The 25,894-nt window shown below is 61.4% G+C and carries 32 protein-coding genes; 22 read left to right on the forward strand and 10 right to left on the reverse strand.

Translation table 11 applies throughout. The features are described from left to right. From JBO08_RS05120 to JBO08_RS05130, 3 genes are read right to left on the reverse strand one after another with little or no spacing between them, the layout of a single operon-like run. A complete protein-coding gene (locus JBO08_RS05120; RefSeq protein ID WP_065882429.1) occupies positions 1 to 336 on the reverse strand; it encodes a hypothetical protein in 336 nt (111 codons plus the stop codon). Beyond that, the gene (locus JBO08_RS05125) at positions 333 to 716 is read right to left on the reverse strand and encodes a phage holin family protein (protein ID WP_033901397.1); all 384 of its coding nucleotides are present in this window, start codon (positions 714 to 716) and stop codon (positions 333 to 335) included. Before JBO08_RS05125 ends, JBO08_RS05120 begins: the two co-directional genes overlap by 4 nt. Positions 717 to 718: 2 nt before the next feature. Further along, the gene (locus JBO08_RS05130) at positions 719 to 1,033 is read right to left on the reverse strand and encodes a YqjD family protein (protein ID WP_065872711.1); all 315 of its coding nucleotides are present in this window, start codon (positions 1,031 to 1,033) and stop codon (positions 719 to 721) included. Positions 1,034 to 1,393: 360 nt separating this feature from the next. Between JBO08_RS05130 and JBO08_RS05135 the strand changes: the two genes are divergently transcribed. Continuing rightward, complete coding sequence (locus JBO08_RS05135) at positions 1,394 to 2,602, forward strand: ammonium transporter (RefSeq protein WP_065872710.1); 1,209 nt, start codon at positions 1,394 to 1,396, stop codon at positions 2,600 to 2,602. Here the strand turns inward: JBO08_RS05135 and JBO08_RS05140 are convergent. Further along, on the reverse strand, positions 2,589 to 4,325 hold the full coding sequence (locus JBO08_RS05140) for a monovalent cation:proton antiporter-2 (CPA2) family protein (protein WP_083207091.1): 1,737 nt from the start codon (positions 4,323 to 4,325) through the stop codon (positions 2,589 to 2,591). The two genes, JBO08_RS05135 and JBO08_RS05140, sit on opposite strands and share 14 nt — an antisense overlap. Before the next feature lie 149 nt (positions 4,326 to 4,474). On the opposite strand from JBO08_RS05140, the gene JBO08_RS05145 reads away from it, so the two are divergent. The 3 genes from JBO08_RS05145 to JBO08_RS05155 all read left to right on the forward strand — a co-directional run bounded on the left by JBO08_RS05145 (position 4,475) and on the right by JBO08_RS05155 (position 6,084). Beyond that, positions 4,475 to 4,711: a glutaredoxin family protein gene (locus tag JBO08_RS05145; RefSeq protein WP_065882540.1), complete on the forward strand. Its 237-nt coding sequence runs from the start codon at positions 4,475 to 4,477 to the stop codon at positions 4,709 to 4,711. Between the two features lie 74 nt (positions 4,712 to 4,785). Then, the gene (locus tag JBO08_RS05150; RefSeq protein ID WP_065872709.1) at positions 4,786 to 5,121 is read left to right on the forward strand and encodes a transcriptional regulator; all 336 of its coding nucleotides are present in this window, start codon (positions 4,786 to 4,788) and stop codon (positions 5,119 to 5,121) included. Between the two features lie 72 nt (positions 5,122 to 5,193). Beyond that, positions 5,194 to 6,084 (forward strand): pseudouridine synthase, encoded by an 891-nt coding sequence (locus JBO08_RS05155; RefSeq protein WP_065882430.1) that lies wholly within the window; start codon positions 5,194 to 5,196, stop codon positions 6,082 to 6,084. A gap of 55 nt (positions 6,085 to 6,139) precedes the next feature. On the opposite strand, the gene JBO08_RS05160 is transcribed toward JBO08_RS05155, so the two are convergent. Both JBO08_RS05160 and mobA read right to left on the reverse strand, forming a co-directional pair. After that, positions 6,140 to 6,361, reverse strand: a complete 222-nt coding sequence (locus tag JBO08_RS05160) for a YgdI/YgdR family lipoprotein (RefSeq protein ID WP_010211805.1) — start codon at positions 6,359 to 6,361, stop codon at positions 6,140 to 6,142. 79 nt (positions 6,362 to 6,440) lie between these two features. Beyond that, positions 6,441 to 7,043, reverse strand: coding sequence for a molybdenum cofactor guanylyltransferase MobA (gene mobA, locus JBO08_RS05165; RefSeq protein WP_065872707.1), 603 nt, complete (start codon positions 7,041 to 7,043; stop codon positions 6,441 to 6,443). A 76-nt stretch (positions 7,044 to 7,119) separates the two neighbouring features. Between mobA and moaB the strand changes: the two genes are divergently transcribed. The 3 genes from moaB (at position 7,120) to JBO08_RS05180 (ending at position 10,229) form a co-directional block, all read left to right on the forward strand. Next, the gene (gene moaB, locus JBO08_RS05170; protein ID WP_048729884.1) at positions 7,120 to 7,659 is read left to right on the forward strand and encodes a molybdenum cofactor biosynthesis protein B; all 540 of its coding nucleotides are present in this window, start codon (positions 7,120 to 7,122) and stop codon (positions 7,657 to 7,659) included. After that, positions 7,643 to 8,869: a gephyrin-like molybdotransferase Glp gene (glp, locus tag JBO08_RS05175; protein ID WP_220074450.1), complete on the forward strand. Its 1,227-nt coding sequence runs from the start codon at positions 7,643 to 7,645 to the stop codon at positions 8,867 to 8,869. Before moaB ends, glp begins: the two co-directional genes overlap by 17 nt. A gap of 103 nt (positions 8,870 to 8,972) precedes the next feature. Next, on the forward strand, positions 8,973 to 10,229 hold the full coding sequence (locus JBO08_RS05180) for a hypothetical protein (protein WP_220074449.1): 1,257 nt from the start codon (positions 8,973 to 8,975) through the stop codon (positions 10,227 to 10,229). A gap of 1 nt (position 10,230) precedes the next feature. Here the strand turns inward: JBO08_RS05180 and JBO08_RS05185 are convergent, their stop codons facing one another. Both JBO08_RS05185 and JBO08_RS05190 read right to left on the reverse strand, forming a co-directional pair. Beyond that, positions 10,231 to 10,560: an EscU/YscU/HrcU family type III secretion system export apparatus switch protein gene (locus JBO08_RS05185; RefSeq protein WP_065872704.1), complete on the reverse strand. Its 330-nt coding sequence runs from the start codon at positions 10,558 to 10,560 to the stop codon at positions 10,231 to 10,233. Further along, positions 10,557 to 12,134 (reverse strand): flagellar hook-length control protein FliK, encoded by a 1,578-nt coding sequence (locus JBO08_RS05190; RefSeq protein ID WP_065872703.1) that lies wholly within the window; start codon positions 12,132 to 12,134, stop codon positions 10,557 to 10,559. Before JBO08_RS05190 ends, JBO08_RS05185 begins: the two co-directional genes overlap by 4 nt. 200 nt (positions 12,135 to 12,334) lie before the next feature. On the opposite strand from JBO08_RS05190, the gene ccmA reads away from it, so the two are divergent. The 11 genes from ccmA (at position 12,335) to phnN (ending at position 20,461) form a co-directional block, all read left to right on the forward strand. Next, a complete protein-coding gene (gene ccmA / locus JBO08_RS05195) occupies positions 12,335 to 12,970 on the forward strand; it encodes a cytochrome c biogenesis heme-transporting ATPase CcmA (protein WP_065872702.1) in 636 nt (211 codons plus the stop codon). Beyond that, the gene (gene ccmB / locus JBO08_RS05200; protein WP_017734375.1) at positions 12,967 to 13,635 is read left to right on the forward strand and encodes a heme exporter protein CcmB; all 669 of its coding nucleotides are present in this window, start codon (positions 12,967 to 12,969) and stop codon (positions 13,633 to 13,635) included. Before ccmA ends, ccmB begins: the two co-directional genes overlap by 4 nt. Before the next feature lie 86 nt (positions 13,636 to 13,721). Next, positions 13,722 to 14,477, forward strand: a complete 756-nt coding sequence (locus JBO08_RS05205; RefSeq protein WP_065872701.1) for a heme ABC transporter permease — start codon at positions 13,722 to 13,724, stop codon at positions 14,475 to 14,477. Continuing rightward, positions 14,474 to 14,650 carry a heme exporter protein CcmD gene (ccmD, locus tag JBO08_RS05210; protein ID WP_049709263.1) on the forward strand — a complete coding sequence of 59 codons (177 nt, stop codon included), beginning with the start codon at positions 14,474 to 14,476 and terminating at the stop codon, positions 14,648 to 14,650. Before JBO08_RS05205 ends, ccmD begins: the two co-directional genes overlap by 4 nt. Beyond that, on the forward strand, positions 14,647 to 15,102 hold the full coding sequence (ccmE, locus tag JBO08_RS05215; RefSeq protein WP_065872700.1) for a cytochrome c maturation protein CcmE: 456 nt from the start codon (positions 14,647 to 14,649) through the stop codon (positions 15,100 to 15,102). Before ccmD ends, ccmE begins: the two co-directional genes overlap by 4 nt. A 3-nt stretch (positions 15,103 to 15,105) precedes the next feature. Beyond that, positions 15,106 to 17,091 carry a heme lyase CcmF/NrfE family subunit gene (locus JBO08_RS05220; protein ID WP_065889464.1) on the forward strand — a complete coding sequence of 662 codons (1,986 nt, stop codon included), beginning with the start codon at positions 15,106 to 15,108 and terminating at the stop codon, positions 17,089 to 17,091. After that, positions 17,088 to 17,624: a DsbE family thiol:disulfide interchange protein gene (locus tag JBO08_RS05225; RefSeq protein WP_220074448.1), complete on the forward strand. Its 537-nt coding sequence runs from the start codon at positions 17,088 to 17,090 to the stop codon at positions 17,622 to 17,624. Before JBO08_RS05220 ends, JBO08_RS05225 begins: the two co-directional genes overlap by 4 nt. After that, positions 17,621 to 18,094 (forward strand): cytochrome c-type biogenesis protein, encoded by a 474-nt coding sequence (locus tag JBO08_RS05230; RefSeq protein ID WP_043050428.1) that lies wholly within the window; start codon positions 17,621 to 17,623, stop codon positions 18,092 to 18,094. The genes JBO08_RS05225 and JBO08_RS05230 overlap by 4 nt, the downstream gene beginning before the upstream one ends. Next, complete coding sequence (gene ccmI, locus JBO08_RS05235; protein WP_065945653.1) at positions 18,087 to 19,274, forward strand: c-type cytochrome biogenesis protein CcmI; 1,188 nt, start codon at positions 18,087 to 18,089, stop codon at positions 19,272 to 19,274. The genes JBO08_RS05230 and ccmI overlap by 8 nt, the downstream gene beginning before the upstream one ends. A gap of 16 nt (positions 19,275 to 19,290) precedes the next feature. Further along, positions 19,291 to 19,686 carry a hypothetical protein gene (locus tag JBO08_RS05240; protein ID WP_065872697.1) on the forward strand — a complete coding sequence of 132 codons (396 nt, stop codon included), beginning with the start codon at positions 19,291 to 19,293 and terminating at the stop codon, positions 19,684 to 19,686. 202 nt (positions 19,687 to 19,888) lie between these two features. After that, positions 19,889 to 20,461: a phosphonate metabolism protein/1,5-bisphosphokinase (PRPP-forming) PhnN gene (gene phnN, locus JBO08_RS05245; protein ID WP_220074447.1), complete on the forward strand. Its 573-nt coding sequence runs from the start codon at positions 19,889 to 19,891 to the stop codon at positions 20,459 to 20,461. Between the two features lie 59 nt (positions 20,462 to 20,520). Here phnN and JBO08_RS05250 read toward each other — a convergent pair whose 3' ends face one another. Continuing rightward, positions 20,521 to 21,213 carry a helix-turn-helix transcriptional regulator gene (locus tag JBO08_RS05250; RefSeq protein ID WP_065872695.1) on the reverse strand — a complete coding sequence of 231 codons (693 nt, stop codon included), beginning with the start codon at positions 21,211 to 21,213 and terminating at the stop codon, positions 20,521 to 20,523. Between the two features lie 74 nt (positions 21,214 to 21,287). On the opposite strand from JBO08_RS05250, the gene JBO08_RS05255 reads away from it, so the two are divergent. Then, on the forward strand, positions 21,288 to 22,409 hold the full coding sequence (locus JBO08_RS05255; RefSeq protein ID WP_065882445.1) for a cytochrome P450: 1,122 nt from the start codon (positions 21,288 to 21,290) through the stop codon (positions 22,407 to 22,409). On the opposite strand, the gene JBO08_RS05260 is transcribed toward JBO08_RS05255, so the two are convergent. Beyond that, positions 22,398 to 23,276 carry a LysR family transcriptional regulator gene (locus tag JBO08_RS05260; protein ID WP_065882447.1) on the reverse strand — a complete coding sequence of 293 codons (879 nt, stop codon included), beginning with the start codon at positions 23,274 to 23,276 and terminating at the stop codon, positions 22,398 to 22,400. The two genes, JBO08_RS05255 and JBO08_RS05260, sit on opposite strands and share 12 nt — an antisense overlap. Before the next feature lie 190 nt (positions 23,277 to 23,466). Here JBO08_RS05260 and JBO08_RS05265 point away from each other — a divergent pair, with 190 nt between their 5' ends. From JBO08_RS05265 to JBO08_RS05275, 3 genes are all read left to right on the forward strand, one after another. Beyond that, the gene (locus tag JBO08_RS05265) at positions 23,467 to 23,655 is read left to right on the forward strand and encodes a type II toxin-antitoxin system HicA family toxin (protein ID WP_065872692.1); all 189 of its coding nucleotides are present in this window, start codon (positions 23,467 to 23,469) and stop codon (positions 23,653 to 23,655) included. Between the two features lie 11 nt (positions 23,656 to 23,666). Then, positions 23,667 to 24,071 (forward strand): type II toxin-antitoxin system HicB family antitoxin, encoded by a 405-nt coding sequence (locus JBO08_RS05270; protein ID WP_065872691.1) that lies wholly within the window; start codon positions 23,667 to 23,669, stop codon positions 24,069 to 24,071. A 305-nt stretch (positions 24,072 to 24,376) separates the two neighbouring features. Beyond that, a complete protein-coding gene (locus JBO08_RS05275) occupies positions 24,377 to 25,891 on the forward strand; it encodes a M10 family metallopeptidase C-terminal domain-containing protein (protein WP_220074446.1) in 1,515 nt (504 codons plus the stop codon). The last annotated feature ends 3 nt before the right edge of the window (positions 25,892 to 25,894 follow it).

Here is a 25,894-nt window from a genome sequence, read left to right on the forward strand (position 1 = left end):
TCAACCTTTGCGCGATGAACCCTGCATGGCCAGTTTGATCAGCGGGATCAAGCCGGCGCCCAGGCGCACCATGCGCGTCAGGCTGCCGATACCGCCGCCCTTGGCGCCCTTACCGGTAAAGAAGCCCATCAGCGTCACAGCGGCCACGCCCCACAGCGGCGCGTGCTTGATGCCCAGGCCGTCCTGAAAGTTCTGGCCCAGGTTGCGCACCTTGTTCAAGGGCGACATCAATTGCTGGGATTCGTGTCGAATCTCCTGGCGGTGCATTTCCATGCGCAGGCGAATCAACGCCTTGCGCATTTCCCGCCGTGAGGTGTTTGTCGGTAGTTGAGTCATGGCAGCAGGCGCTCCCGGTCATTGGCCAGCTCTTCGAGGGTGGCGTGGAACGGCGTGGACTCATCGAACACCGCCGCTTTCAAGCGTACCCCGCAGAACGCTGCGGCCAGCGTGTAGAACACGCAGAGGCAGATGATCCCGGTCAGGCGGTAGCCGGTGTCCCACACCAGGATCATCACCAAGGTCGACAGCCCCACCAGCAACAGCAGCGCAAACACCAGCGCCAAGCCGGCAAACAGCAGCAGGCTGACGGTGCGGGCCTTCTGTTCCTGCAATTCAATGCCAAACAATTCGACGTGGCTGTGCAGCAAGCCCAACACGGCCGCGCCCAAACGTCTTGAGGTAGTGCCCGTGGACGAGCCAGTTTCGCCGATAGACATGATTAGCGCCTTGTGGCCAACAGGCCGATCAGAAAGCCCACGCCGGCGGCAATGCCCACCGACTGCCAAGGGTTGGCCTGCACGTAATCTTCAGTGGCGGTGACCGCCGCCTGGCCACGTTCGCGCAGGGACTCTTCGGTCTGTTTCAGGGTTTCGCGGGCCTGCAGCAGCGTGTCATGAATCTTCGCGCGCAGCTCATCGGCCTGGTCACCGGCAAGCACCTTGGTGTCATCCAGCAACCGTTCGGTGTCAGTCACCAAGGTTTGAAAATCCGCCATCAATATTTCTTGAGCAGTCTTTGCAGTTCTTCTGGCCATGGTTATCTCCGTGATTGGCTGATCGGTACGTCGGTTCGATACGTAGTGGTTTCGAGTCACCGGCATCGGTGAAGGTTCAGTGCAATTGTCTGGTACAGCTTTTGCTTTGCCTTGGTGCGCAGGCCCCGGGGCTTGCGCTGAATCCGGGCGGCTTTAGGCAATGCCTTGAAAAACCTTACCCTAAATAACTGAAACCCGCGGAAAAACCCTTTCGGCAACGGCCTGTTGTGTTGATCGCTGCGCTAAAGCGGTTCACATCCTCTGTAGAGGGGTGGGGCCGGCGGTGCCAATTTAGTGCGCGCAACCCTGGCTTGAACCGCTTTGGTGCTTTTTGCCTTTATTACAGGCCTGCCAACCTCCATGGAAAATCTGCAAAGTGCAGTGGACACCCTCGTCCATAGTTCCAATACCCTGTTTATCCTGATCGGTGCGGTCATGGTGCTGGCCATGCACGCCGGCTTCGCGTTCCTGGAAGTGGGCACCGTGCGCCAGAAAAACCAGGTCAACGCCTTGTCGAAGATCCTCAGCGACTTCGCCATTTCCACGCTGGCCTATTTCTTTATAGGCTATTGGATCTCCTACGGTGTGAGCTTCATGCAACCGGCCGCTGTGATCAGTGCCGATCATGGTTATGGGTTGGTGAAGTTCTTTTTCCTGCTGACCTTCGCGGCGGCGATCCCGGCGATTATTTCCGGCGGTATCGCCGAGCGTGCGCGGTTTGCGCCGCAGCTCTGTGCAACGGCGTTGATCGTGGCGTTTATCTACCCGTTTTTCGAAGGCATGGTGTGGAACGGCAATTTCGGCCTGCAGGCGTGGCTGCTCGCGACCTTTGGCGCCAGCTTCCACGACTTTGCCGGTTCCGTGGTGGTGCACGCCATGGGCGGCTGGCTGGCGCTGGCGGCGGTGTTGTTGCTTGGCCCGCGCAATGGGCGCTACCGCGACGGGCGCCTGGTAGCGTTTGCGCCGTCGAGCATTCCGTTCCTGGCGTTGGGCTCGTGGATTTTGATCGTCGGTTGGTTTGGCTTCAACGTGATGAGCGCGCAAACCCTCAACGGCGTCAGTGGCCTGGTGGCAGTCAATTCGCTGATGGCCATGGTCGGTGGCACGGTTGCGGCCCTGGTCATCGGTCGCAATGACCCAGGCTTCCTGCATAACGGTCCATTGGCCGGGCTGGTGGCGATCTGCGCGGGCTCCGACCTGATGCACCCGGTGGGCGCGCTGGTCACGGGGGCAGTCGCCGGTGGTGTGTTCGTGTGGTTCTTCATCGCGGCCCAGGATCGCTGGAAGATCGACGACGTACTGGGTGTGTGGCCGTTGCACGGCCTGTGCGGGGTGTGGGGCGGCATCGCTTGTGGCATTTTCGGCCAGACCGCCCTCGGTGGGCTGGGGGGGGTCAGCCTGATCAGCCAGTTGATCGGCACCGCCCTCGGTGTGCTGGTGGCGCTGGCCGGCGGCCTGTTGGTGTACGGCGTGATCAAGCGCGTGACCGGGCTGCGCCTGAGCCAGGAAGAGGAGTACTACGGCGCGGACCTGTCGATCCACAAGATCGGCGCGGTCAGTCAGGATTGATCGGCGCCTCTTCTGCGTTGTTCGGGTGCGAGTAAAAACCGTGCAGCAGGTGATAGCGGTTCTGCCGCACTTCATCGACACGCGCCTGTACCTGTTGGTCCGGCAGGCCTAGCAGGATCAAGGCATGGGAGGCGAGCATCAGGCTCGACTCCAACAGCTCGGGCACCACTTCATTGGCGCCCGCGGCTTTCAGTTCGGCCAGTTGGCTGTCATCGCGGGTGCGCACCAGAATCGGCACTTCGGGGTTGATCCGGCGCGCTTCTTTCAACACCACCAAGGCAACGTCGCTGTTGTCCACCGCAATCACCACCAACCGTGCACGCTCCAGGCCGACTGCACTGAGCAGGGCACCACGCCGGCAATCGCCGTAATGCACGCTGCTGTCTTCGGTGGTGGCTTCCTGGACCCGTTCCGGGTCGTCATCCAGGGCGATAAACGCCTGTTGCTCATTGCGCAGGAAACGTCCGATGGATTGGCCTACGCGTCCATACCCGCAAATCACTGCGTGCCCGCGCAACTCGGCGTTCAGCGCGGTGATTTCTTCCAACTGCACTTGCTGGTTGGGCTTGCGGTGCAGGCGCAGGGCAATGCGTGGTGCGGCGCGCAACAGCAGCGGCGTCAGCAACATCGAACAGAACGTGGCAGCGAGCAGCAGGCCGTTGAATTCATCCGGGATCAGACGGCTTTGCTGCATCTGCGCCATCAACGCAAAACAGAACTCGCCACCCTGGGCCAGGGCCAGGCCACTGCGCCAGGCGGTTTCACTGTCGCTGCCACGCAGCTTGACCAGCGCGGCGACCACACAGCCTTTGGCCACCATCAATGCCAGGGTCATGCCGAGGATCAGCAGGCTATGGCTGACGAACAGTTGCAGGTCGATGAGCATGCCGATGCTGACGAAAAACAGCCCCAGCAAGATGTCGCGAAACGGGCGGATATCCGCCTCGATCTGATGGCGGTAGTGGCTTTCCCCTAACAACATGCCGGCGAGGAACGCACCCAGCGCAGGGGAGAGCCCAAGCAGGTGGGTGAGCCAGGCGGTCAGCAACACAATCACCAGCGCCAGCAGCACAAACAGCTCTGCCGAATGGGAGGCGGCGACCTCGCGGAACAAACGCGGCAACAGCCAACGGCTGGCGAGCAGCAGGCCGACAAACAAGAACACGGTTTTGCCGAGTGTCAGCGGCAGCGCCAGGTACCAGGCTTGCTCACCGGTGCCGGCAAACACCGGCACCAGGGTCAGCAGCAACACCGCCACTACGTCCTGAAACAGCAACACGCCAATCGCGTTCTGGCCGTGGCTGCTGAAGATTTCACCAAGGCTGGTCAGCTCCTTGCTGACAATCGCCGTGGATGACAACGCCAGCCCGGCCCCCAGCAACAGGGCGATGCCCGGCGCCACACCAAAGGCCATCAATAATCCGCCCAGCAGTACTGCGCACCCCAGCACCTGCAAACTGCCCAGGCCAAACACCACACGGCGCAAGGCGAGCATCCTGGTCAGGGAAAATTCCAGGCCCAGGGAGAACAGCAGAAACACCACACCGAGTTCGGCGAGGTCGGGCAGGTCCTCGCTGTCATTCACCCAGTCCAGCGCGGTGGGCCCCACGGCCAGGCCGACGCACAGGTAGCCCAGCACGGGCGGCAATCGCAACCGGCGAAACAGCGCAATCACCACCAGGGATGAGGCCAAAATGATCAGCAGGTTGGCAAACACACGCATCTCCGTTGCTAGGGGGCAGGCAAAAAGCCGCGAGAATCGCCGAATCAGTTATACGCCATGGTGACCTGGGTCAGGGTTTTAGTGAGGGTGGGCGAGAGGCCGTAACCGAGCTTAGAATGGTGGCCTGTTTTCTGACCAGGTCCATTGCCATGCTTCCTGAATGCCAGTTATTCGGCACCCTGGGTTGCCATCTTTGTGAAATCGCCGAAGCCGAAATCATGCCGCTCGTCGAACACGGGTTGCTGGTGGAACTGGTGGATATCACCGACCCCGAAGACCTGACCGAAGCCTACGGCCTGCGGATCCCGGTGCTTCGCCGGGTAGACACCGGGGCGGAACTGGATTGGCCATTCGACACACAACAGGTTGTCGCCTTCCTTCGCTGAGTTTTATGCGATGGCAGGTTTCCGATTATTACGTTACTGTATGTTTGTACAGCGATTGAATAGAGGGAACGCCCGTGGTGAATGTTGAACAACTGAAAAGCAGCGTCAATCGCATGTCCGCCGATGTCGTGCGCGACGCGGTGAACGAGCTGCGCCTTGACGGCCTGGTCACGGAAGGCAAGACGCCGTTTAATAAAGTGCATTTCAATACTTGCTTCGCCGAGATCGAGGCGCTGTTCCAGCGCGCCGGTTATCACAAGCAGCTGGATGTGGTGGGTTACCAGGGCTTGTTGTACGCGTTGTACGACCCGGGCCGCTGGGAAGCGGTGGACGTGCTGCGCTGGCTCAAGGAGTTCACCGACGCCGCCAGTGCCTCGAAGGTTCTGCGGGCCGCGTTGGCCAAGGCCTGAGATTCGCCCTAGGCTCAATCCCGCGCAATGCGGGATAATGCCTGCCGGTTTTCCCAAGGCTTGAGCATCTGCATGTCCACTTCTGTTTTTATCGCCTCCGAGCATCAAGCCAGTACGTTGTACTTGCCACCGGGCCCTTGGGCGACGGTGCTGGATTGCCTGTGCGAACACTTCCCGGCGATCAGCCGTGAACATTGGCTGGACCGCATCGCCCGCAGCCGCGTATTGGATATCAACGGCAGCCCGATCAGCCAGGACCTGGCCTACAAGGAAGGGCTGTGCATCTATTACTTCCGCGAAGTGCCCAACGAGAAAATCATCCCCGTACAGGAAACCATCCTGTACGCCGACGAGCACCTGGTGGTGGCAGACAAACCCCATTTCCTGCCCGTGACCCCGGCCGGTGAATATGTCGAGCAAACCCTGCTGCGGCGCCTGATTCGCCGCCTCGACAATCCATCGCTGGTGCCCTTGCATCGCATCGATCGGCATACGGCGGGGTTGGTGCTGTTCTCGGCCAACCCGGCCAGCCGCTCCGCGTATCAACAACTGTTTCCCACGCGCAAGATCGATAAATTCTACGAGGCCATCGCACCGGCCTTGCCTGAACTGGCGTTCCCCAGGGTGCATAAAAGCCGCCTGGTCGATGGCGAGCCGTTCTTTCGTATGCAGGAGGGGTCTGGCGCCGCCAACACTGAAACGGCTGTGGAAGTGCGCGAAAAGAATGGCGATCTATGGCGCTACGGCCTGTTTCCCGTGACCGGCAAGAAGCACCAGTTGCGTGTGCACATGACCGCACTTGGCGCGAGTATCTGTAACGACCCGTTCTACCCGGATGTGATCAAGGACGCGGTGGACGACTACGCCAACCCACTCAAGCTGCTGGCCCAGCGCGTGCGTTTTATCGACCCGGTCACCGGCGTAGAGCGCAGCTTCCGCAGCGAGATCACCCTGGACTGGTAACCCCTCGGAAACGACAAGGCCCGCGCGAGGCGGGCCTTGTGGCAAACGCTAAGACTTACAGGTCTTTAACGGTGCGAACCTGATCTTTGTTGATGCGGGTGCGCTTGCCGTCAAGTTGTTCGAATTCGTAGAAACCCGAATCTTCATTGTATTTCGGGGTGTCGACGGCCTGGATTTCGCGACCGTCATTCAGGGTGATCACTGTCGGCGAGGCGCAACCGGCGAGGGTGGCGAGGCCCAGTGCAAGCATGAGAGCGGCGATGGTCCGTTGAGTCATGAGTTTGTCTCCGAGAGAATACTTTTTAATTGCTGACCTTGTGACGCGTGCGGCGCCGACAAAGTTCCTGATGCGAGGTTCATTCTGACATGCCCGACAGCGTCTGTAACAGCTCGGGCGTATTAAGGTTGGCCAGTCGCGGGTCATCCGCCGGGCACTCCAGTCCCACGCCACCCAGTTGCAGGAAGATCTTGCGTGGGCTGCGTTCACCCGCACGCCATGCCTGTTCTACCTCAGTTTGCAGGTGGGTAGGGATGATGCAGATCAAGGGTTCCCAGAATTCACCATGGCGCACCATCACTGGCAGTAGCGGGTTGCGCTGCGCTGTCTGCCGCAGGTCGGCGAGCAATCGCGCGTCAATATGCGGTACATCGCACGGCAATATCAGCAGGTGCGCGTGGCGCGCGGCGGCGAGTCCCGCACGGATACCGGCGAGCGGGCCGGGAAAGTCCGGGCTGTCGTCATTCACCAGTTGGTCGGCATAGACGGCGTACTGTTGCGGGTTGCGGTTGCACGAGATGATCAGGTCATCCGTGAGCGGTCGCACCAGGCTCTGTAGATGCGCGATCAAGGGCTGGCCACGCCAATCCAACAGGCCTTTGTCCTGGCCGCCCATGCGCTGCCCGCGCCCACCGGATAGCAGCAGGATCGAACACGGCAGGGGGGATGAGTCGATAGGCATGGCGGTTCCGCAGCGGCAGCAAAAGGGGGGCCTGTGATATAACATCGGGCTGTTCCTTCGACAACCGGACCGTGCCATGAACGCCAAGGCAGATGCGCCCTTCGTACCCCTGAATATCGCTGTATTGACCGTCAGTGACACCCGCACCCTGGACACCGACACCTCGGGCCAGGTCTTCGTCGACCGTCTCACCGCCGCTGGCCATACCCTGGCCGAGCGCGTGCTGCTCAAGGACGACCTTTACAAAATCCGCGCCCAAGTCGCCCACTGGATCGCCGAAGACGTGGTGCAAGTGGTGTTGATCACCGGCGGCACCGGCTTCACCGGCCGTGACAGCACGCCTGAGGCCGTCAGTTGCCTGCTCGATAAACAGGTCGACGGTTTTGGCGAGCTGTTCCGCCAGATATCCGTGGCTGATATCGGCACCTCTACCGTGCAGTCTCGCGCATTGGCAGGCTTGGCCAATGGCACCCTGGTGTGCTGCCTGCCGGGTTCCACCAATGCGGTGCGTACCGGTTGGGATGGCATCCTCGCCGAGCAGTTGGACAACCGTCATCGCCCGTGCAACTTCGTGCCGCACCTGAAGCAGGCCGAGCCTTGTGAATCCCGTGGGTAAGCCTGGCAAGACCGGCGCCCTGATGCCGGTGGAAGAGGCCTTGCAACCACTGCTGGCGATGGCCGAAGCCGCGCCGATCCGCGAGCAGGAAACGCTGCCCCTGGCTGACTGCGATGGCCGTGTATTGGCCCAGGACCTGATCTCTACGCTCGACCTGCCGCCTTGGCCGAACAGCGCCATGGACGGTTACGCCGTGCACTTGGCGGACTGGACCGGTGAACCGTTGGCAGTGAGCCAGCGCATCTTCGCAGGTCAGTCGCCACAGCCCCTGGCCACCGGCACCTGCGCGCGGATCTTCACCGGCGCGCCGGTTCCCGAAGGTGCTGACTGTGTGGAAATGCAAGAAAACGCTGTGGTTCACGCCGACGAGCGCGTGAGCTTCACCGAAGCCCTGCACATCGATCAGAACATCCGCCCCCAAGGCCAGGAAACCACCGTAGGCGAGCTTGTGTTAACGGCCGGCACGCGCCTGGGCCCGATTGAGCTGGGCCTGGCCGCTTCCCTTGGCCGTGATTGCCTGGCAGTAGTACGCCGACCGCGTGTGGCGGTGTTGTCCACCGGCGATGAATTGATCGAGCCGGGCTTGCCGCTCGGGCCGGGGCAGATCTACAACAGCAACCGTCGCGTGCTCTGCTCATGGCTGGCGCGCATGGGTTGCGAAGTGATCGACGCCGGCATCCTGCCCGATGACCTGGACCGGACCCGCACTCGCCTGGCCGATCTGGGCAATGTCGACCTGATCCTGTCGACCGGCGGTGTGTCGGTAGGCGAGGCGGACTTCCTCGGCATTGCCCTGCGTGAAGAGGGTGAGCTGGCGCTGTGGAAACTGGCGATCAAGCCAGGCAAGCCGCTGACCTTCGGCCACTTCCGAGGCGTGCCGGTGATCGGCCTGCCGGGCAATCCGGCCTCGACGCTGGTGACGTTTGCGCTGCTAGCGCGCCCTTATTTGTTGCGCCGTCAAGGCGTGCAAGATGTCGAGCCGCTGCGCTTTGAAGTGCCGGCGGGGTTCGTGTGGCCCAAACCGGGCAATCGTCGCGAATACCTGCGCGGGCGTATCGAGCAGGGCCAGGCGATCATCTATCGCAACCAGAGTTCCGGCGTGCTGCGCAGTGCGGCGTGGGCGCAAGGGTTTGTGGAGGTGTTGGAAGGCACGACGTTGACGATTGGCGACCGGGTCAACTTCATTCCTTTGAGTGAAGTAATGGGCTGACGCGCAGTTCATCGGTGGCTGACTGACGCTCAAGAAAAGTCCTATGAGTAAACCTGAGCGGGCAGGCTAATTTGCCGAGTTCTGGTTAACTGGAGGACTGACGATGACTATCCAACGTGCTACATCCATTAATAGCGTGGAGGCGCCCGTTTACGCCGAGCCCGGCATGTCCACTGCAGCCTCAATCAATTCAACCAATGCGCGTAGGGTCTTGAGCGAATTGATTGGCCGGCCGCCTTCCGAGGACAATTATCGAGAGCGACTTGCCTGCATGATCGCCGATCCGAATATTACTTCCTGGCAGGCGTTGACGCGCAACCCAGGGCAGTTGCAACGGCTGCAGGATAACGAGCGGTTGGGCTGGTCCAACCCGGCTGCGGCTGACAGCAGTATGCCAACACTGGCGCAGGCTCTGGGCAAAAGAAACGTCTGGCTGCCTGAGGTGGAAAGCCTCAATGCCAACATCCTGAAAAATCTGACGGCGCAGTTGGCAGAGAAGTACCTGACGCAGTTCCAGTCAATCCTCCACGACCAGGCACCTGCCGTGTCGCAAGATGTCTCGATAGTTCGCGGTGCGCCGTCAGCGGGTAAAACCACCTTTCTGACTGGCCAGTTCGCGCTCAACACCGATGTTGTGAAGAATATGATCCAGAACCGTATGCCCGGTACCAGCATGCTGCAAGTGCATGATCAGGGCGCGGCACTGGTTCAGCAGTTCATGGGGCCTATGGAAAAGCGCTTGGGGCAGCCATTGACGCGGGACGCGTTGTACCTGTGGCCAAATGACTTCAATCAGAAGATCGCCGATGTCGCACGTTTGAGCCAAGCGCCCAAGCTGCATTTCCATGATATCCAGGTGGACCTGGCGACCTTGTGCTGCCGGATTCTCAAACGTGGGACGGATGAGGCGGTGATGGACTTCAATGTCCTGAGCCAGTTTTTCAGTGCGGGTCTGGAGCATCGTGGCCAGAGTATCGAGTCGGTCAAGAGCAATCAGGGCAGGCTCAAAGAGTATTCACTGTCGGCCTGGGACGGTCAGCAAAACGTGCTCGTCGCCCAGCGCGCACCAGGTACGAAGGCGTTTGTGATCAAGGATCAGGTCCTGTTCGATCATGTTACTGCCCGAGATAGCCGTTCCATCAAGGCGGAGATAGACAATGTTCGCAACACCGTCATTAACGCGCAGTTCATCAAGGCCTTCACTGCTCCACTTCCGCCGGCTCAGGCCAGCGCGTTCGGTGCAGCATTGCGGCGGTACGAGGGGCAGACGTTCGAGCAGGCGTTGAAGCAGCATGCGCAGCGCAAGCCCGTTGCCACGTCGGTCGCGGCCCGCGTGTTGGCCGGTGTGATGCCCGGCTGATTCAGTAGTCATCCCCACGTTCGGTCACGTCGCGCTCCACCGGCCCCGCATGCGGGTCATACCCCACCGGAAACTTGCCTTTCAACGTCCAGGCAAACGCAATGATCTCGGCAATCGTGCGGTACAACTCCTCCGGAATGCTGTCGCCCAACTCCATGCGCGCCAGCAGCTTCACCAGCTCTGCGTTTTCATAGATGGGCACTTCATTTTCCCGCGCCAACTTCAGGATCGCTTCGGCCAGGGCATCATCGCCCTTGGCCGTCAGGGTGGGTGCCTGCTGGCCGTCGTACTTGAGGGCAATCGCCTGGCGCGGAGGGCTTGGGTTTTTCATGCGGTCTCATCCACCCAGCGTTGCTCCAATCCGGTTTTGGGCCCGCGCGGCGGGGTGCCGAGGTGGCAGTCGAGGTCGCCGACGTTGAGGCCCGAGGTCACCAGGCGTTCGCGCAGGTTGCCCAAGTGGCTTTCGATCAGGCTGGCGGTGAATGGCCGGGTCGCCCACAGCTGGCTGGACAGTTTGCCCTGGCTCAGTTGCGCCTGGACCTGCAACGGCCCCAGTGGCTCCATATCAAACGCCAACTCGACGCGCCAGAGCATCTGTTTGGCGTCCTTCTTGTCTTTGCGTTCGGGCTGGTCTTTGTCCGGCGCCGGTTCTTCGCGCTGGAACTTGACCTGCAAGGGCACGATGTCCTGCAGGGTGCGCATAGGGATTTCCAACTGCCACGTGGTTTGCAGGCGACCGTCGGCGGTGGTGCCGGTCTGCTCCAGGCTCGACAGTTGATGGCTTTGCAAGCGCGAGATAGCCCCGGCGGCCAGACGCAGCAGGTTTTCCAGGTCGCCTTCGCCTTCCAGTTTGGCCATCAGGCGTTCGGGCAGCGGAAAGCCAGCGGGCAGCTGTCGGGCGCTGACTTGGCCGAGGGTGTTCAGCGGGCTGCGTACGAAGTTGGGCAGCACCTGGGCCAGGGTATTGGCGGCGAGGATGGCGTTCAGGTTGGTGCTGGCGGGCAGGGCGGGCAACAAGTCCGCGACCAGGCGCAGCAAGGCACCTTTCATGTCCAGTGGGGGAACTTGCGGGTTTTGCCCGGCAAGCAGCTTGGCTTCAAGAAACGCCCCGCTGTTCTGGATGACTTGCGCTAGCACCTTGGGGTTGCTGACCTGGGCCAAATCCGGCAAGGCGGCCAGCAAACGGTCGGCGGCGGCGCGCAGGTTGGCGGAGGTGCTGTCGCCGCGCGGCAGGTTTTGCAGCGCAGTGAACACCGCATCCAGCGAGCCTTGGCGACTTTGTTGGGTCGACAGTTGCTGCGTGACGGCCAACTGATCCTTGAGCCCGCTCAAGGGTACAAAATTCAAGGTCTGCGCGTTCTGCACCACGGCACTGAGCAGGCTGCCGACGCGCAACGGCTGCGGGCTTTCCACGGTCAGGGTGGCGCCCGTCAGTGCGCTGTTGAGGACGGTCACCAGTGAGCGGTAGATCGCCGGTTGCGCCGTGCCTTGGGGCAGCATTTGAGTGGTCAGCACCTTGGCCTGCAACAGCGTGCCCACCGGCATCTGATTGGTATCGATGCGGGTGAGGGCGGCTACATTCGCGCTCAAGGCCTGCTGCAGGCTGAGCGTCAGGTTGCCGGCGGGCGTCTGGCTGACCGCGACATTGCTGCCCAGCGGCAAGGGTTGGGCGCTGCTGGCTTGCACCAGGGTCTGGCGGCCACCTTCCAAGGTCAATTTGAGTAGCAACTGAAAGGCTTCACCGCCTTGCTTCAGGGCGATCACTTCGGCGTTTGCGGTTTTCCCGGGGTCGATCAAGCCGATCTGCGGCTCCAGCAGTTTCAGCAATTCACCGGCCGCAGGCGCAAGGCTGGGCCCGGCCGCAGTAGCAGGTGGAAGCGTAGGAAGGTTGATCTCACCGGTCATCGCGCGCGTCGTCTCTGGGGAAATTGCCCTCTTTAGAGTAGGGCATCACATGTATAATGCCGCCCGTCTGCAAAGAGAGCGCTAAAAACCTCACAACTATTTGATCCAGCTCTCTAAAATCGGTCGCCAAAGCCGTTATTGTGCATTTCTCTTTAACGGCCGCTGCACCGCCGACTTGAACCGTAAAGGCCCGCGATCTTTTGACCAGCCCTCTTCTTGAAGCCGTAGCGCTCTCCTGTGAACGCGACCTGCGCCTGCTGTTCGAGCATCTCGAACTGCGGCTGGCGGGCGGTGACATGGTGCAGATCAGTGGCCCCAACGGCAGCGGCAAGACCAGTTTGCTGCGCCTGCTGGCCGGGCTGATGCAGCCGACGGCCGGCGAGGTACGCCTCAACGGCAAGCCCCTCAACGAACAACGCACCGAACTGGCACGCAACCTGATCTGGATCGGCCACGCCGCCGGCATCAAGGACGTGCTCACCGCCGAAGAAAACCTCAGTTGGCTCAGCGCCCTGCATCATCCTGCTGCGCGCGATGCCATTTGGCAGGCTCTGGCCGCTGTTGGTCTCAAGGGTTTCGAAGACGTGCCCTGCCACACCCTGTCCGCCGGCCAACAGCGCCGCGTGGCCCTGGCGCGTTTGTATCTGCCCGGCCCGCCGTTGTGGATTCTCGATGAACCGTTCACCGCCCTCGATAAACAAGGCGTCGCCCAGTTGGAAGAACACCTGGCCCAACACTGCGAGCGGGGCGGCCTGGTTGTGCTCACCACTCATCACACGCTAAATCGCATGCCCGCCGGTTACCGTGACCTGGACCTGGGGCGGTGGTCGGCATGAGCGTATTCGCCCTGCTGGTTGCCCGCGAAGCGCGGCTGCTGTGTCGTCGCCCGGCCGAGTTGGCCAACCCGCTGGTATTCTTCGCCATTGTTATCGCGTTGTTCCCGTTGGCGGTCGGCCCCGAGACTAAACTGTTGCAAACCTTGTCCCCGGGACTGGTGTGGGTCGCCGCACTTTTATCCGTCCTGCTCTCGCTGGACGGGCTGTTTCGCAGTGATTTCGAAGACGGTTCCCTGGAACAGTGGGTCCTTTCGTCGCACCCTTTGCCACTTCTGGTACTGGCCAAGGTACTGGCACACTGGGCTTTTTCCGGCCTGGCGCTCGTCTTGCTCTCGCCGCTGCTGGCGATGATGCTGGGCCTGCCCACCGAATGCCTGCCGATCCTGCTCCTGAGCCTGCTGCTCGGTACACCGGTGCTCAGTTTGCTGGGCGCGGTGGGCGCGGCATTGACCGTGGGTTTGAAGCGCGGCGGCCTGTTGCTGGCCCTGTTGATTCTGCCTTTGTATATCCCGGTGCTGATCCTGGGCAGCGGTGCGTTGCAAGCCGCGCTCATGGGCATGCCGGCGACCGGTTACCTCCTGTGGCTTGGTAGCCTGACCGCCCTGGCGGTAACCCTGACACCCTTTGCTATAGCGGCCGGCCTGAAGATCAGCGTTGGCGAATAATGAGGTCTGACTGAGCGCTATACGTTCAGTCAGTAAAGACCCTACGCTTCTTGCCACGACAAGAAGCAACCGTGATGGAAACAGCAATGAACTGGACCTGGTTTCATAAGCTCGGCTCGCCCAAATGGTTCTATGGCATCAGCGGCAAACTGCTGCCGTGTTTGAGCATCGCTGCCGTGTTGCTGATCGGCATCGGCCTGGTCTGGGGCCTGGCCTTCGCGCCGCCGGACTATCAGCAAGGCAACAGCTTTCGCATCATTTATATCCACGTTCCCGCCGCGATGCTGGCCCAGTCCTGCTACGTGATGCTGGCCGTGTGCGGCGTGGTCGGGCTGGTGTGGAAGATGAAGCTCGCAGACGTTGCCCTGCAATGCGCCGCGCCCATCGGTGCGTGGATGACCGCCGTGGCGCTGGTCACCGGCGCGATCTGGGGCAAGCCGACCTGGGGGTCATGGTGGGTGTGGGATGCGCGACTAACGTCCATGTTGATCCTGCTGTTCCTGTACTTCGGTCTGATTGCCCTGGGCAATGCGATCAGCAATCGTGACAGCGCCGCCAAGGCCTGCGCGGTGCTGGCGATTGTCGGTGTGATCAACATCCCGATCATCAAATACTCGGTGGAGTGGTGGAACACCCTGCACCAGGGCGCCACCTTCACCCTCACCGAAAAACCGGCGATGCCTGTGGAAATGTGGGCGCCGCTGCTGCTGATGGTGCTGGGGTTCTACTGTTTCTTCGGCGCCGTGCTGCTGATGCGCATGCGCCTTGAAGTGCTCAAGCGTGAAGCCCGCACCAGCTGGGTCAAGGCCGAAGTGCACAGCAGCCTGGGAGCGCGTGGATGAGTTTTGCTTCTTTCAGCGAGTTTATCGCCATGGGCCACCACGGCCTGTATGTCTGGACGGCCTATGGCATCTGCCTGGCAGTGCTGGCCCTCAACGTCGCCGCGCCGATCCTGGCCCGCAAGCGTTACCTGCAACAAGAGGCGCGTCGTCTGCGCCGGGAGACCGAAAAGTGAATCCGCTGCGTAGAAAGCGTCTGTTGATCATCCTTGCCATCCTCGCTGGCGTCGGCATTGCCGTGGCCCTGGCCTTGAGCGCTCTGCAGCAGAACATCAACCTGTTCTACACCCCGACCCAGATCGCCAACGGCGAAGCGCCTGTCGATACGCGCATCCGTGCTGGCGGCATGGTGGAGAAGGGCTCCTTGAAGCGTTCCGGCGATTCCCTGGACGTGACCTTTGTGGTCACCGACTTCAGCAAATCTGTGACCATCACCTACCGCGGCATCCTCCCGGACCTGTTCCGCGAAGGCCAAGGCATCGTCGCCCTGGGCAAGCTCAACGCCGACGGCGTAGTGGTGGCCGATGAAGTGCTGGCCAAGCACGACGAAAAATACATGCCGCCAGAAGTCACCAAAGCGTTGAAAGACAGCGGCCAGTCCGCGCCAATGCCTGCCAAGGAGGGCTGAGCCATGACGTCCGCACTGTTTATTCCGGAACTGGGCCAGTTGGCGATGATCCTCGCCCTGTGCTTTGCCATCGTCCAGGCCGTGGTGCCATTGCTTGGCGCCTGGCGCGGTGACCGCTTGTGGATGAGCCTGGCGCAGCCGGCCGCCTGGGGCCAGTTCGCGTTCCTGCTGTTCGCGTTTGGCTGCCTGACCTACGCCTTCATGACCGACGACTTTTCCGTCGCCTATGTCGCCAATAACTCCAACAGCGCGCTGCCGTGGTACTACAAATTCAGCGCCGTGTGGGGCGCCCACGAAGGTTCGTTGCTGCTGTGGGCGTTGATCCTCGGCGGCTGGACCTTCGCCGTGTCGGTGTTCTCGCGCCAACTGCCGCAAGTGATGCTGGCGCGGGTGCTGGCGGTGATGGGCATGATCAGCATCGGTTTCCTGCTGTTCCTGATCATGACCTCCAACCCCTTCACGCGCATCTTGCCGCAGATCCCGGTAAACGGGCACGACCTCAACCCGCTGCTGCAAGACATCGGCCTGATCGTGCACCCGCCGATGCTTTACATGGGGTACGTGGGGTTCTCCGTGGCCTTCGCCTTCGCCATCGCCGCCTTGCTCGGCGGGCGTCTCGATGCAGCCTGGGCGCGCTGGTCGCGGCCGTGGACCATCGTCGCCTGGGCGTTTCTCGGCATCGGTATCACCCTCGGCTCGTGGTGGGCTTACTACGAACTTGGCTGGGGTGGCTGGTGGTTCTGGGACCCGGTGGAAAACGCCTCCTTCATGCCATGGCTGGTCGGCACGGCATTGATTCACTCGCTGGCTGTCACCGAAAAGCGCGGTGTGTTCAAGAGCTGGACCGTGTTGCTGGCCATCGCGGCGTTTTCCCTCAGCCTGCTCGGCACATTCCTGGTGCGTTCGGGCGTGCTGACCTCGGTGCACGCGTTTGCGTCCGACCCGGAGCGCGGCGTGTTCATCCTGATCTTCCTGCTGTTTGTGGTGGGCGGCTCACTCACGCTGTTCGCCCTGCGCGCCCCGGTGGTCAAGAGCCAGGTCGGCTTCAACCTGTGGTCGCGGGAAACCCTGCTGCTGGGTAATAACCTGGTGCTGGTGGTGGCCGCGTCGATGATCCTGCTTGGCACTCTGTATCCGCTGGTGCTGGATGCCCTCAGTGGCGCCAAACTGTCGGTCGGCCCGCCTTACTTCAACGCGTTGTTTATCCCGTTGATGGGCCTGTTGATGGTGGTGATGGCGGTCGGCATGCTGGTGCGCTGGAAAGACACCCCGGTGAAATGGCTGGCCGGCATGCTGATGCCAGTGTTGCTCGGCAGCGTGGCCTTGGCGGTGATCGCCGGCTTCGCTTATGGCGACTTCAACTGGGCAGTGCTCGCGACCTTCCTGCTCGCTGCCTGGGTATTGCTGGCCGGCGTGCGTGACATCTTCGACAAAACCCGCCACAAGGGACTGCTCAAAGGCTTGCCGACGCTGACCCGCAGCTACTGGGGCATGCAGATCGCCCACATCGGTATCGCCGTGTGCGCCCTGGGCGTGGTGCTTTCCAGCCAGAACAGCGCCGAGCGCGACCTGCGCCTGGCGCCCGGTGAGTCGATGGACCTGGCCGGTTACCACTTCATCTTCGAAGGCGCCAAGCACTTTGAAGGCCCGAACTTCACGTCAGACAAAGGCACCGTGCGTGTCGTCCGCAACGGCAAGGAAATCGCCGTGCTGCACCCGGAAAAACGCCTGTACACCGTGCAGAGTTCGATGATGACCGAAGCCGGGATCGACGCCGGTTTCACCCGCGACCTCTATGTGGCATTGGGTGAACCGCTGGGCGAGGGTGCCTGGGCGGTGCGCGTGCATGTGAAACCGTTCGTGCGCTGGATCTGGTTTGGCGGTTTGCTCACCGGTTTCGGTGGTTTGCTCGCCGCGCTGGATCGGCGTTATCGGGTCAAGGTCAAGAGCCGGGTGCGTGAAGCCCTCGGCCAGGGAGCGGCGGTATGAAGCGTTGGTTGATGGTTGTGCCGCTGGCGTTGTTTTTGGTGGTGGCGGTGTTCCTTTATCGCGGCTTGTACCTGGACCCGGCCGAGTTGCCCTCGGCAATGATCGGCAAACCGTTCCCCGCGTTCAGCCTGCCGACGGTGCAGGGCGACAAGACCCTGACCCAGGCCGACCTGCTGGGCAAACCGGCACTGGTCAACGTTTGGGCCACCTGGTGCATCTCGTGCCGCGTCGAACACCCGGTGCTGAACAAACTGGCCGAGAAGGGCGTGGTGATCTACGGCATCAACTACAAGGACGACAACGCAGCGGCCTTGAAGTGGCTGGCCGAGTTCCACAACCCGTACCAGTTGGATATCCGTGATGAAGACGGCAACCTCGGCCTGAACCTTGGCGTGTACGGTGCCCCGGAAACCTTCTTCATCGATGCCAAGGGCGTGATCCGCGACAAATACGTGGGTGTGATCGATGAGGTGGTCTGGCGCGAACAATTGGCCGCCAAGTACCAGGCGCTGGTCGATGAGGCCAAGCCATGAAGCGCTTGTTAGCCGCCGCTGTTCTGGCGCTCGGATTGGCTGGCGTGGCCCACGCCGCCATCGACACCTACGAATTTGCCAACGACGCCGAGCGTGAGCGTTTCCGCGACCTCACCAAGGAACTGCGCTGCCCCAAATGCCAGAACCAGGACATCGCCGATTCCAACGCGCCCATCGCCACCGACCTGCGCAGAGAGATCTTCCGCATGCTGGGGGAGGGCAAGGACGACCAGCAGATCATCGACTTCATGGTCGACCGCTACGGTGATTTCGTGCGCTACAAACCGGCCCTCACCGGCAAGACCGCGCTGCTCTGGTTCGGCCCTGCCGGGCTGTTGCTGGCCGGCGTGGTGGTGATGGCCGTGATCGTGCGCCGCCGCCGCGCCGCGCCTACCGATGGTTCCGACGCGCTGTCCCCCGAAGAGCGTAAACGCCTCGACCAATTGCTGGACACCAAGACTGATGATTGATTTCTGGCTCGCAGCCGGCTTGCTGCTACTGATTGCCCTGAGTTTCCTGTTGATCCCTGTGTTGCGTGGCCGCCGTGCCCAGCGTGAAGAGGACCGCACCGCGCTGAACGTGGCGCTGTACCAGGAGCGCGTCGCCGAGCTGCAAGTGCAGCAGGACGAAGGCGTGCTGAATGCCGCGCAACTCGACACCGGTCGCGCCGAAGCTGCCCGCGAATTGCTGGCTGACACCGAAGGCGTGGAAAAGCCTCGCGAATCGCGTTTGGGCAAGCCGCTGCCATTGTTGGCGGCCTTTTTGGTGCCTGTCCTGGGCGTTGCGCTGTACCTGCATTACGGCGCGAGCGATAAGGTCGAGCTGACCCGCGAATTCTCCCAGCCGCCAGTGTCCATGGAAGACATGACCCAGCGCCTGGAGCGCGCCGCGGCCGCGCAGCCGGATTCGGCGGAAGGCCTGTATTTCCTCGGTCGCGCCTACATGGCTCAGGACCGTTCCGCCGATGCCGCGAAAGTCTTCGAACGCACCGTGGCACTGGCCGGGCGCCAGCCGGAACTGCTCGGCCAATGGGCCCAGGCGCAGTACTTTGCAGACAATAAACAGTGGTCGCCGAAGGTCCAGGCGCTGACTGACGAAGCGTTGAAGCTTGACCCGAAGGAAGTCACCAGCCTTGGCCTGCTGGGTATCGCGGCGTTTGAAGGTCAGCGTTATCAGGAAGCGATCGATTACTGGAACCGTCTGCTGGCGCAATTGCCGCCGGGAGACAATTCCCGTGCGGCGCTGCAAGGCGGCATCGACCGTGCGGCCGAGAAGCTGAAAGAGAGCGGCGGCACCGTCGCCCCTCAAAAATCCGTGATGAACGTCCGGGTGGACGTGTCCGCCGACGTGAAGGCCAAGGCGCTGCCAACCGACAGCGTATTCATCTTCGCCCGCGCCGTGAAAGGTCCGCCGGCACCGTTGGCAGCCAAGCGCGTCACCGTCGCCGAACTGCCGATCACCGTCGAACTGGGCGATGCCGACGCGATGATGCCGCAGTTGAAACTGTCGAACTTCCCTGAAGTCCAACTGGTTGCGCGCATATCCCGGGCCGGTCAACCGACCGCTGGCGAGTGGATCGGCCGCAGCCAACCCCTGGCCAGCTCCACCACTGCGCTGCAGCAGCTGACCATCGACAGTCCGGATAAGTAAACTTGAGGAAACGCCTATGACCGCACTCGCACGCATCACCCTGCTCAGCCTGGTATTGGGCCTGAGCGCTTGTGCGGTCCACCGGCCACCTCCTGCGCCTACCGGCCCGACCATCCCACCGTCGGGCCCGTCGACCCAGCCAGGCACCAAGCCTTCCGGTCCGGTGACCCCGCCGCCGAAACCAGTGCCAACCAAATCGCCAACCTTCGCACCACCTCCAGGCGCCGCCAGCCACTGGGACGGCAAGATGCAGGTGTATGTGCTGGAAGAGCAGCCCGACACCTTCTACCGCCAGCGCACGTATTACCGCTGGAGCAACGGCTGGAGCCGCTCCATCAGCCCGAACGGGCCGTGGGAAGAGACCGACGTGCAGGGTGTACCGCCGGGGTTGAGCAAGCAGTACGCGCAATGACAAAAGGCGACCTTCGGGTCGCCTTTTTCATGGCTTGAAACGCCTGCCTTCATCCAATGAAGCTGCCACAGGAGATCTCCTCGGCCATCAGCCCAGGGTACGCTACTGTAAACAACGAAATACCCGGTGGCGAACCGGCCTTCCTGGGGTAATGTGTGCGCCGTCGGCCTGGTGACCGGCGACAAGTAACGAGGGTGTTCTGATGGCAGGCAGGTTGATCTATCTCATCGGGCCTTCCGGCTCGGGCAAGGACAGCCTGCTGGATGCCGCACGTACGCGTTTGGCCGAGCGCGGTTGCCACATCGTGCGCCGCGTCATCACCCGCTCGGCAGAAGCGGTGGGCGAGGCCGCGCGAGGTGTGAGCCCGGAGCGGTTTGCCGCGATGCAGGCCGAGGGCGCGTTTGCCCTCAGTTGGCAGGCGAATGGCTTGTCCTATGGCATTCCCAAGGCGATCGACGACTGGCTGGCGGCGGGGCACGACGTGCTGGTCAACGGCTCGCGCGCGCACTTGGCGCAGACTCGAGAGCGTTATCCGACGTCGCTGGTGCTGCTGCTGACGGTGGATCAGGCGGTGTTGCGCCAGCGCTTGATCGCACGGGGGCGTGAGGCGCTGGCGGATATTGAAGCGCGCCTGGCACGCAATGCACAGTTCACCGCCGAGCTGATCGACGGCAACGGTGCGGGGTTGTTCCTACTGGATAATTCCGGCCCGCTGGAGCATACGGTCGAGCGCCTGCTGTGCTGCCTCGACCACGGGCACTCGGCATGCGCTTGACTATCTGGGCCCCTAAACCCTGTGGGAGCAGGCAAGCCAGCTCCCACAGTTGATCTTCATTACCCTGCTGTTTCTATTCCAAACCGACCCGCCAATTCCTTGCGCCCCTTGGGCGTCACTCCCAATGCGCGGCTGTCCAGGTCCTGGGTCACCCATCCACGGCTGATCATGCTTTGCAGCAACGCCGCGCCCAATGCGCCGGCCAGGTGCGGGCGGCGCATGCTCCAGTCCAGGCAACCACAGGCAAAGCGACGGCGTTGCGCCCGCAGTGCGGTGACATCCAGACCCAGGTCAAGCATGGCTTTCTCACCCGGCGCGGTGAGCTGGTAATTACCGTCGCCGGCCAACCATCCGGTTGCTATGAAATGGTCGTGCAACTGCACGGCGAGTGTGCCGGCCATATGGTCGTAACAGGTACGCGCGAACTGCAGGCGACTGGGCGTGTTCGGCACAAACGCCTTGGCGCTGTGGCGGCTGATCACCATCAGGCTCTCGATGGCTTGGGCGATATGGGCCCCCGCCAAGCGGTAGTAACGATGACGGCCTTGGGTGTGCAGTTCGATCAAACCGTTCTCCTTGAGCCTGGCCAGGTGAGCGCTGGCGGTGGATGCGCTGACCTCGGCAATCACCGCCATTTCGGTGCTGGTACGCGCATGGCCGTCCATCAGCGCACAGAGCATTCGAGTGCGTGCGGGTTCTGCAATTGCGCCGGCGATGTGTGAGAGTGCGGCGTCATCGTCGTGGGCGTTCATACTTCGTTCCTGAGCGAATCATCACCGTGCGAGAGCGCCGATAGTAACGGTTCTTTTTGAACAGGACGTACTCAATGACGCCGCTTGAAGCCGCCACCCATGCAGACCCCTATGCCTACTACGCCCGTTTGCGGCGTAATGAAGAGCTGCTGTTCGATGCCGAACTTGGGCTGTGGGTCGCCAGCCGCGCAGAGACGGTGGAGGCTGTTTTGGCGCATCCCGACTGTCGTGTACGCCCGCCCCATGAGCCAGTGCCTCCCGCCATCGCGCAACGTGCAGCAGGCCAGGTGTTTGCGCGGTTGATGCGCATGAATGAAGGCGCTGCCCATCGCTGCCCTAGGGCGATCATCGAACCGGCGCTGGCCGCCCTGGACGCGCAGCACGTTGCGACCGTGGTGAGGCAGCTCAGCACCCGTATGAAAACCCCGGATGAATGGATGTTCACCCTCCCGGTGTCGGTGGTTGCACACCTATTGGGCGTGCCCTGTACGCAGTTAAAAGCCGTCGCCGGTTTGACGCGCGATTTCGTGGCCTGCCTCTCACCGTTGAGTAACGCCGCTCAACTGCAGAAGGCCGACATTGGTGTGTCGCAATTGAGTCAGATGTTCAACGGTGTGCTTGAGGAAATAGGGTTGCTGGCACTGATTCGTAGAGGTGACTGGCAGGACGCGCAAGTGCTGAATGCCAACCTGATTGGACTGTTGTCGCAGACCTGCGAAGCGACGGCTGGCCTGATCGGCAATACGCGGGTATTGCTCTGTCAGCGACCTGATCTGGTTGAGCAGATCCTACGCGCACCAACCCTGGTCGCTGCACTGGTGGAGGAAGTGGCCCGCTACGATTCTCCGGTGCAAAACACGCGGCGATTCGTTGCTAGGCGCTGCACGATTGGCCGCCGTGTTGTAGAGGCTGGGGATACGATTCTGGTATTGCTGGCGGCTGCCAATCGGGACCCTGATGCGAACCCGGACCCTGACACGTTCCAGCTTGAACGTGCGCATCGGCGAGTCTTCAGTTTTGGTTCGGGGAGACACCATTGCCCAGGGCAGACGCTCGCGTTGACCATCGCCTCGCACGTTATTCTGGCAATGTTGCAGCGTCAGCCGAGCTTATTCGCCAGCGCAATCCCGTTCAGCTATTGGCCCTCGTTGAATGGCCGCATCCCCAGCTTCTGCAGTACGGTCCTACAGCAATAATCCCTCCACATATTCGACAAACGCCCGCGCCTTGGCACTCGCCATCCTGCCGGTGGGGAACACCGCCCATAAATCCCTGGGCGGTAATGTCCAGTCGGTCAGTACCCGCTTCACTTCGCCGCTGGCCAGTTCCGGCGCAAACATCCAGGTGGACGACAAGGTCAGTCCCAGATGACTCAATACGGCTGCGCGGACACCTTCAGCCGCCGTCACGCGTACGCGGCCGTGGGCGACGAGCGGGTATTCGATGTCGCCTTGGGTGAAGGTCCAGTGCGAGCCTTCGCCGCGGGTGTAGATGATTGCTTCGTGTTGCAGCAAATCCGCCGGGGTGGCGGGTTCACCGAAACGTTCGAAATAGCGCGGGGTGCCCAGGATGATGCACGGCGATTCGCCGATCTTGCGCGCCGTGAGGCTCGAGTCATTCATGTTGCCCATGCGCAGGGCCACGTCGATGCCTTCTTCGACCAGATTGAGGCTGCGGTCGTCGAGCACGACGTCCACATTCAATTCGGGGAACTGCGAGAGGAAGGGGCCCAGGTGAGGAATGATATGCATCCGGGCGAAGGTCACCGGCGCGCTGATGCGCAGGTTGCCGGTGAGTCCCGCGCCTGCGCCACGGGCGGCGTCGTCGGCCGCGTTGGCTTCATCGATGGCGCGCTTGGCTTTCTCGAAAAAGGCCAGGCCTGCCTCGGTCGTCGTCAGGCCCCGTGTGGAGCGCAGTACCAGGCGCACCGCCAGGCGCGTCTCCAGTTGCGCAATGCTTTTGGAGACGGCGGGCTGGCCAATGCCCAGGCGTTTGGCGGCAGCGGAGAAAGAGCCGGTCTCGACAACGTGGACGAAGGTCTCCATGGCGGTGAGGCGGTCCATCGGTGATTCCTGTTTGGGTTGGCGGCGCCCAAGCCTAAGGCGATGGCCTGCGTGTGTCATGTGTTTAAGCGTTGAGCAGATGGGCCTTCAACATCCGGTAAAACAGCCGTCAGTCAGGATTGGTCATTTTATGCTTGAGTAAAGATAACTCTAGGGTTATTTTTATTCAGGCCAGGCCAAGGATGCTGAGGTGCAAAGCAGGTTATTGATCAAGGAACTGCAAGAGGCAGGCTGGGTGTTGGATCGAGTTACGGGCAGTCATCATATATTCACCCACCGCTATAACCCGTACACGATCCCCGCTCCCCATCCTAAAAAGGATTTGCCGCTGGGCACTGTCAGAAGCATCAGAAAACGCGCCGGCCTGTTTGAGTTTTAAGGAGAATATTCATGCAATACCCAATCTGTATCGAATGGGGCGATGACTTCACCGCCACCGGTATCCAGATCCCCGATATCCCAGGCGCGGTCACGGCCGGGGACAGTTTTGAAGAGGCCTACAAGGCCGCAGTGGAAGTCGCGCACATCAGGCTGCAAGAGATTGCCGCAGAGGGTGGGCCGATTCCGATGCCAACGTCGGTCGCCAATCATCACGCGCACGAAGACTACGCCGGCATGGGTTGGGGGATGTTGGAATTGGACATCTCGCCCTACCTGGGCAAGACCGAGAAGGTCAATGTGACGTTGCCTGGTTATGTCATCCAGCGCATCGACCGTTATGTGCGTGAGCATAAGATCAAGAGCCGTTCTTCCTTCCTGGCGGATGCTGCGCTTGAGAAGCTGGTGCGGTCCTGAGGAAGGGTTAATGGATGTGTCCTCAGCGCTGGAAAAACGGCGTACTTGAGTAACCACTGCTTTTTTAGATTTTGTTTTTCTCTTGCCAAAACAACTCGATATCGCCCGGGCATTTGTGTTGTCGAGTGTTTAAATTGCAAAGGAATTCCTGGGTGTATCGCCTTGTGTTTCGGGGCTCACAGGTGTTGCGGTTAGAACCAAATCTGCGTTGGTATCAGATTTTTCAACGTGCGAATTTACCTCTGGAGTGATTGGCCGACGATCCGTTGGCCGGCCCTATTTATTAAAACCAAAGGTGCCGCACAATGAACAATTATGACCTGCGTAGCGTTATTCCTCTTCACAACCTACCGGTATCGGACCCCGGCCCGTTTGGTGTGGGGGCTGGTAACAAGCCGACTTACACCACGGACCAGGCAGCCCAACACATCACGCGGGACAACCTGCGATTTCATGACCGTAACGGCGACTCGAAGGTCGACGTGAATTACACGGTGGACAACAGTTTCACCAAACCACAGCAGCAACGCGTCCGCCAGGCGGTGCAGTCCTGGCAGGACGTAGCCAATATCAATTTTCGCGAGCAGTCAGGCAACTCGGACGGCACGCTCAATATCCGCAATAACCCTCGCGGTGATCGTGGGGTTGCCACATTTCCCGGTCGCTCCACTGCCAACACATCTGCCACGATCGGCACGCTAAGAGAGAGCGGGTCGCCGGCATTGGGCAGTCACTTTTCAGTCACTGCGATCCATGAAGTGGGCCACGCCATTGGCCTGCACCATCCGGGGAACTACAACGGCGGTGGCTCCAATTACCAGAACGGCGCGGTCTACGCCGAGGATACAAAGGCGCGCACGGTGATGAGTTATTGGTCGGAGAAGAATCAGAAGGGGCACGACTTCAAGGGGCAGAACCCCTCTGCGCCGATGATGGACGATATCGCGGCGGCGCAACGCTTGTACGGGGCCAACCACCAAACCCGTAACACCGACACCACCTATGGCTTCAATTCCAATACCGAGCGGGAGGCGATGAGCCTCAATAGCGCCAAGGACAAACCCGTGTTCTGTGTCTGGGACGGTGGTGGTGTCGACACGCTGGATTTCTCCGGCTTTTCCCAGGACCAGAACATCAACCTGAATGCCGAATCGTTTTCTGACGTAGGTGGGTTGAAGGGCAATGTGTCCATTGCCAAGGGCTGCACGATTGAAAACGCGATTGGCGGCTCTGGCCGGGACACGATATCGGGGAATGAAGCCGGTAATCGGCTCAAGGGGGGTGGGAGGGGCGACACCCTGCGAGGCGGTGGCGGCGCAGACACCTTTGTCTACGACAAGGCCAGCGACTCCACGCCATCCGACCCTGACATGATCGAGGACTTCACCAGCGGCACCGATAAGATCGACGTTTCGGGCGCCATGAAGGACGCGGGTGTGGGGGCCCTGGTGTTTACTGACCGGTTCACCGGGCGAGCGGGTGAGGCGATGCTCAAGCATGACCCCCGTACGGGCCTCTCAAGCCTGGCTATTGACCTGAAAGGCACGGGCAACGCAGACCTGGTAGTCAAGAGCAAAGGGGAGATCAAGCCAGCCGACGTGCAGGGGGGCGGCAAGACACCTAACGTCCAGCCTTTACCTACGCCGACGCCTGCCCCTGTACCCGTGCCTGCACCCGCCCCGTTGCAGGATAAGGCACTGGAAGGCGCCGCCGGCTTGATCCAAATGTTTGCCATCACCCTGTTAGCGTTTTTCGCGCAGCTGATAAGCCTGATAACCTCGCCGTCCGGCCAGGCATCCGCGGGGGAAAACCAGCCTTAAACC

It is taken from the genome of Pseudomonas sp. LAP_36, from assembly GCF_019456785.1.
Taxonomy (GTDB): Bacteria; Pseudomonadota; Gammaproteobacteria; order Pseudomonadales; family Pseudomonadaceae; genus Aquipseudomonas; species Aquipseudomonas tritici.

Bases quoted from the DNA above. Each gene is read 5' to 3' on its own strand.
- JBO08_RS05120 (WP_065882429.1), bottom strand. From the start codon at position 336: ATGACTCAACTACCGACAAACACCTCACGGCGGGAAATGCGCAAGGCG.
- JBO08_RS05125 (WP_033901397.1), bottom strand. From the start codon at position 716: ATGTCTATCGGCGAAACTGGCTCGTCCACGGGCACTACCTCAAGACGT.
- JBO08_RS05130 (WP_065872711.1), bottom strand. From the start codon at position 1,033: ATGGCCAGAAGAACTGCAAAGACTGCTCAAGAAATATTGATGGCGGAT.
- JBO08_RS05135 (WP_065872710.1), top strand. From the start codon at position 1,394: ATGGAAAATCTGCAAAGTGCAGTGGACACCCTCGTCCATAGTTCCAAT.
- JBO08_RS05140 (WP_083207091.1), bottom strand. From the start codon at position 4,325: ATGCGTGTGTTTGCCAACCTGCTGATCATTTTGGCCTCATCCCTGGTG.
- JBO08_RS05145 (WP_065882540.1), top strand. From the start codon at position 4,475: ATGCTTCCTGAATGCCAGTTATTCGGCACCCTGGGTTGCCATCTTTGT.
- JBO08_RS05155 (WP_065882430.1), top strand. From the start codon at position 5,194: ATGTCCACTTCTGTTTTTATCGCCTCCGAGCATCAAGCCAGTACGTTG.
- JBO08_RS05160 (WP_010211805.1), bottom strand. From the start codon at position 6,361: ATGACTCAACGGACCATCGCCGCTCTCATGCTTGCACTGGGCCTCGCC.
- mobA (WP_065872707.1), bottom strand. From the start codon at position 7,043: ATGCCTATCGACTCATCCCCCCTGCCGTGTTCGATCCTGCTGCTATCC.
- moaB (WP_048729884.1), top strand. From the start codon at position 7,120: ATGAACGCCAAGGCAGATGCGCCCTTCGTACCCCTGAATATCGCTGTA.
- JBO08_RS05180 (WP_220074449.1), top strand. From the start codon at position 8,973: ATGACTATCCAACGTGCTACATCCATTAATAGCGTGGAGGCGCCCGTT.
- JBO08_RS05185 (WP_065872704.1), bottom strand. From the start codon at position 10,560: ATGAAAAACCCAAGCCCTCCGCGCCAGGCGATTGCCCTCAAGTACGAC.
- JBO08_RS05190 (WP_065872703.1), bottom strand. From the start codon at position 12,134: ATGACCGGTGAGATCAACCTTCCTACGCTTCCACCTGCTACTGCGGCC.
- ccmB (WP_017734375.1), top strand. From the start codon at position 12,967: ATGAGCGTATTCGCCCTGCTGGTTGCCCGCGAAGCGCGGCTGCTGTGT.
- JBO08_RS05205 (WP_065872701.1), top strand. From the start codon at position 13,722: ATGAACTGGACCTGGTTTCATAAGCTCGGCTCGCCCAAATGGTTCTAT.
- ccmD (WP_049709263.1), top strand. From the start codon at position 14,474: ATGAGTTTTGCTTCTTTCAGCGAGTTTATCGCCATGGGCCACCACGGC.
- JBO08_RS05220 (WP_065889464.1), top strand. From the start codon at position 15,106: ATGACGTCCGCACTGTTTATTCCGGAACTGGGCCAGTTGGCGATGATC.
- JBO08_RS05225 (WP_220074448.1), top strand. From the start codon at position 17,088: ATGAAGCGTTGGTTGATGGTTGTGCCGCTGGCGTTGTTTTTGGTGGTG.
- JBO08_RS05230 (WP_043050428.1), top strand. From the start codon at position 17,621: ATGAAGCGCTTGTTAGCCGCCGCTGTTCTGGCGCTCGGATTGGCTGGC.
- ccmI (WP_065945653.1), top strand. From the start codon at position 18,087: ATGATTGATTTCTGGCTCGCAGCCGGCTTGCTGCTACTGATTGCCCTG.
- JBO08_RS05240 (WP_065872697.1), top strand. From the start codon at position 19,291: ATGACCGCACTCGCACGCATCACCCTGCTCAGCCTGGTATTGGGCCTG.
- phnN (WP_220074447.1), top strand. From the start codon at position 19,889: ATGGCAGGCAGGTTGATCTATCTCATCGGGCCTTCCGGCTCGGGCAAG.
- JBO08_RS05250 (WP_065872695.1), bottom strand. From the start codon at position 21,213: ATGAACGCCCACGACGATGACGCCGCACTCTCACACATCGCCGGCGCA.
- JBO08_RS05255 (WP_065882445.1), top strand. From the start codon at position 21,288: ATGACGCCGCTTGAAGCCGCCACCCATGCAGACCCCTATGCCTACTAC.
- JBO08_RS05260 (WP_065882447.1), bottom strand. From the start codon at position 23,276: ATGGACCGCCTCACCGCCATGGAGACCTTCGTCCACGTTGTCGAGACC.
- JBO08_RS05270 (WP_065872691.1), top strand. From the start codon at position 23,667: ATGCAATACCCAATCTGTATCGAATGGGGCGATGACTTCACCGCCACC.
- JBO08_RS05275 (WP_220074446.1), top strand. From the start codon at position 24,377: ATGAACAATTATGACCTGCGTAGCGTTATTCCTCTTCACAACCTACCG.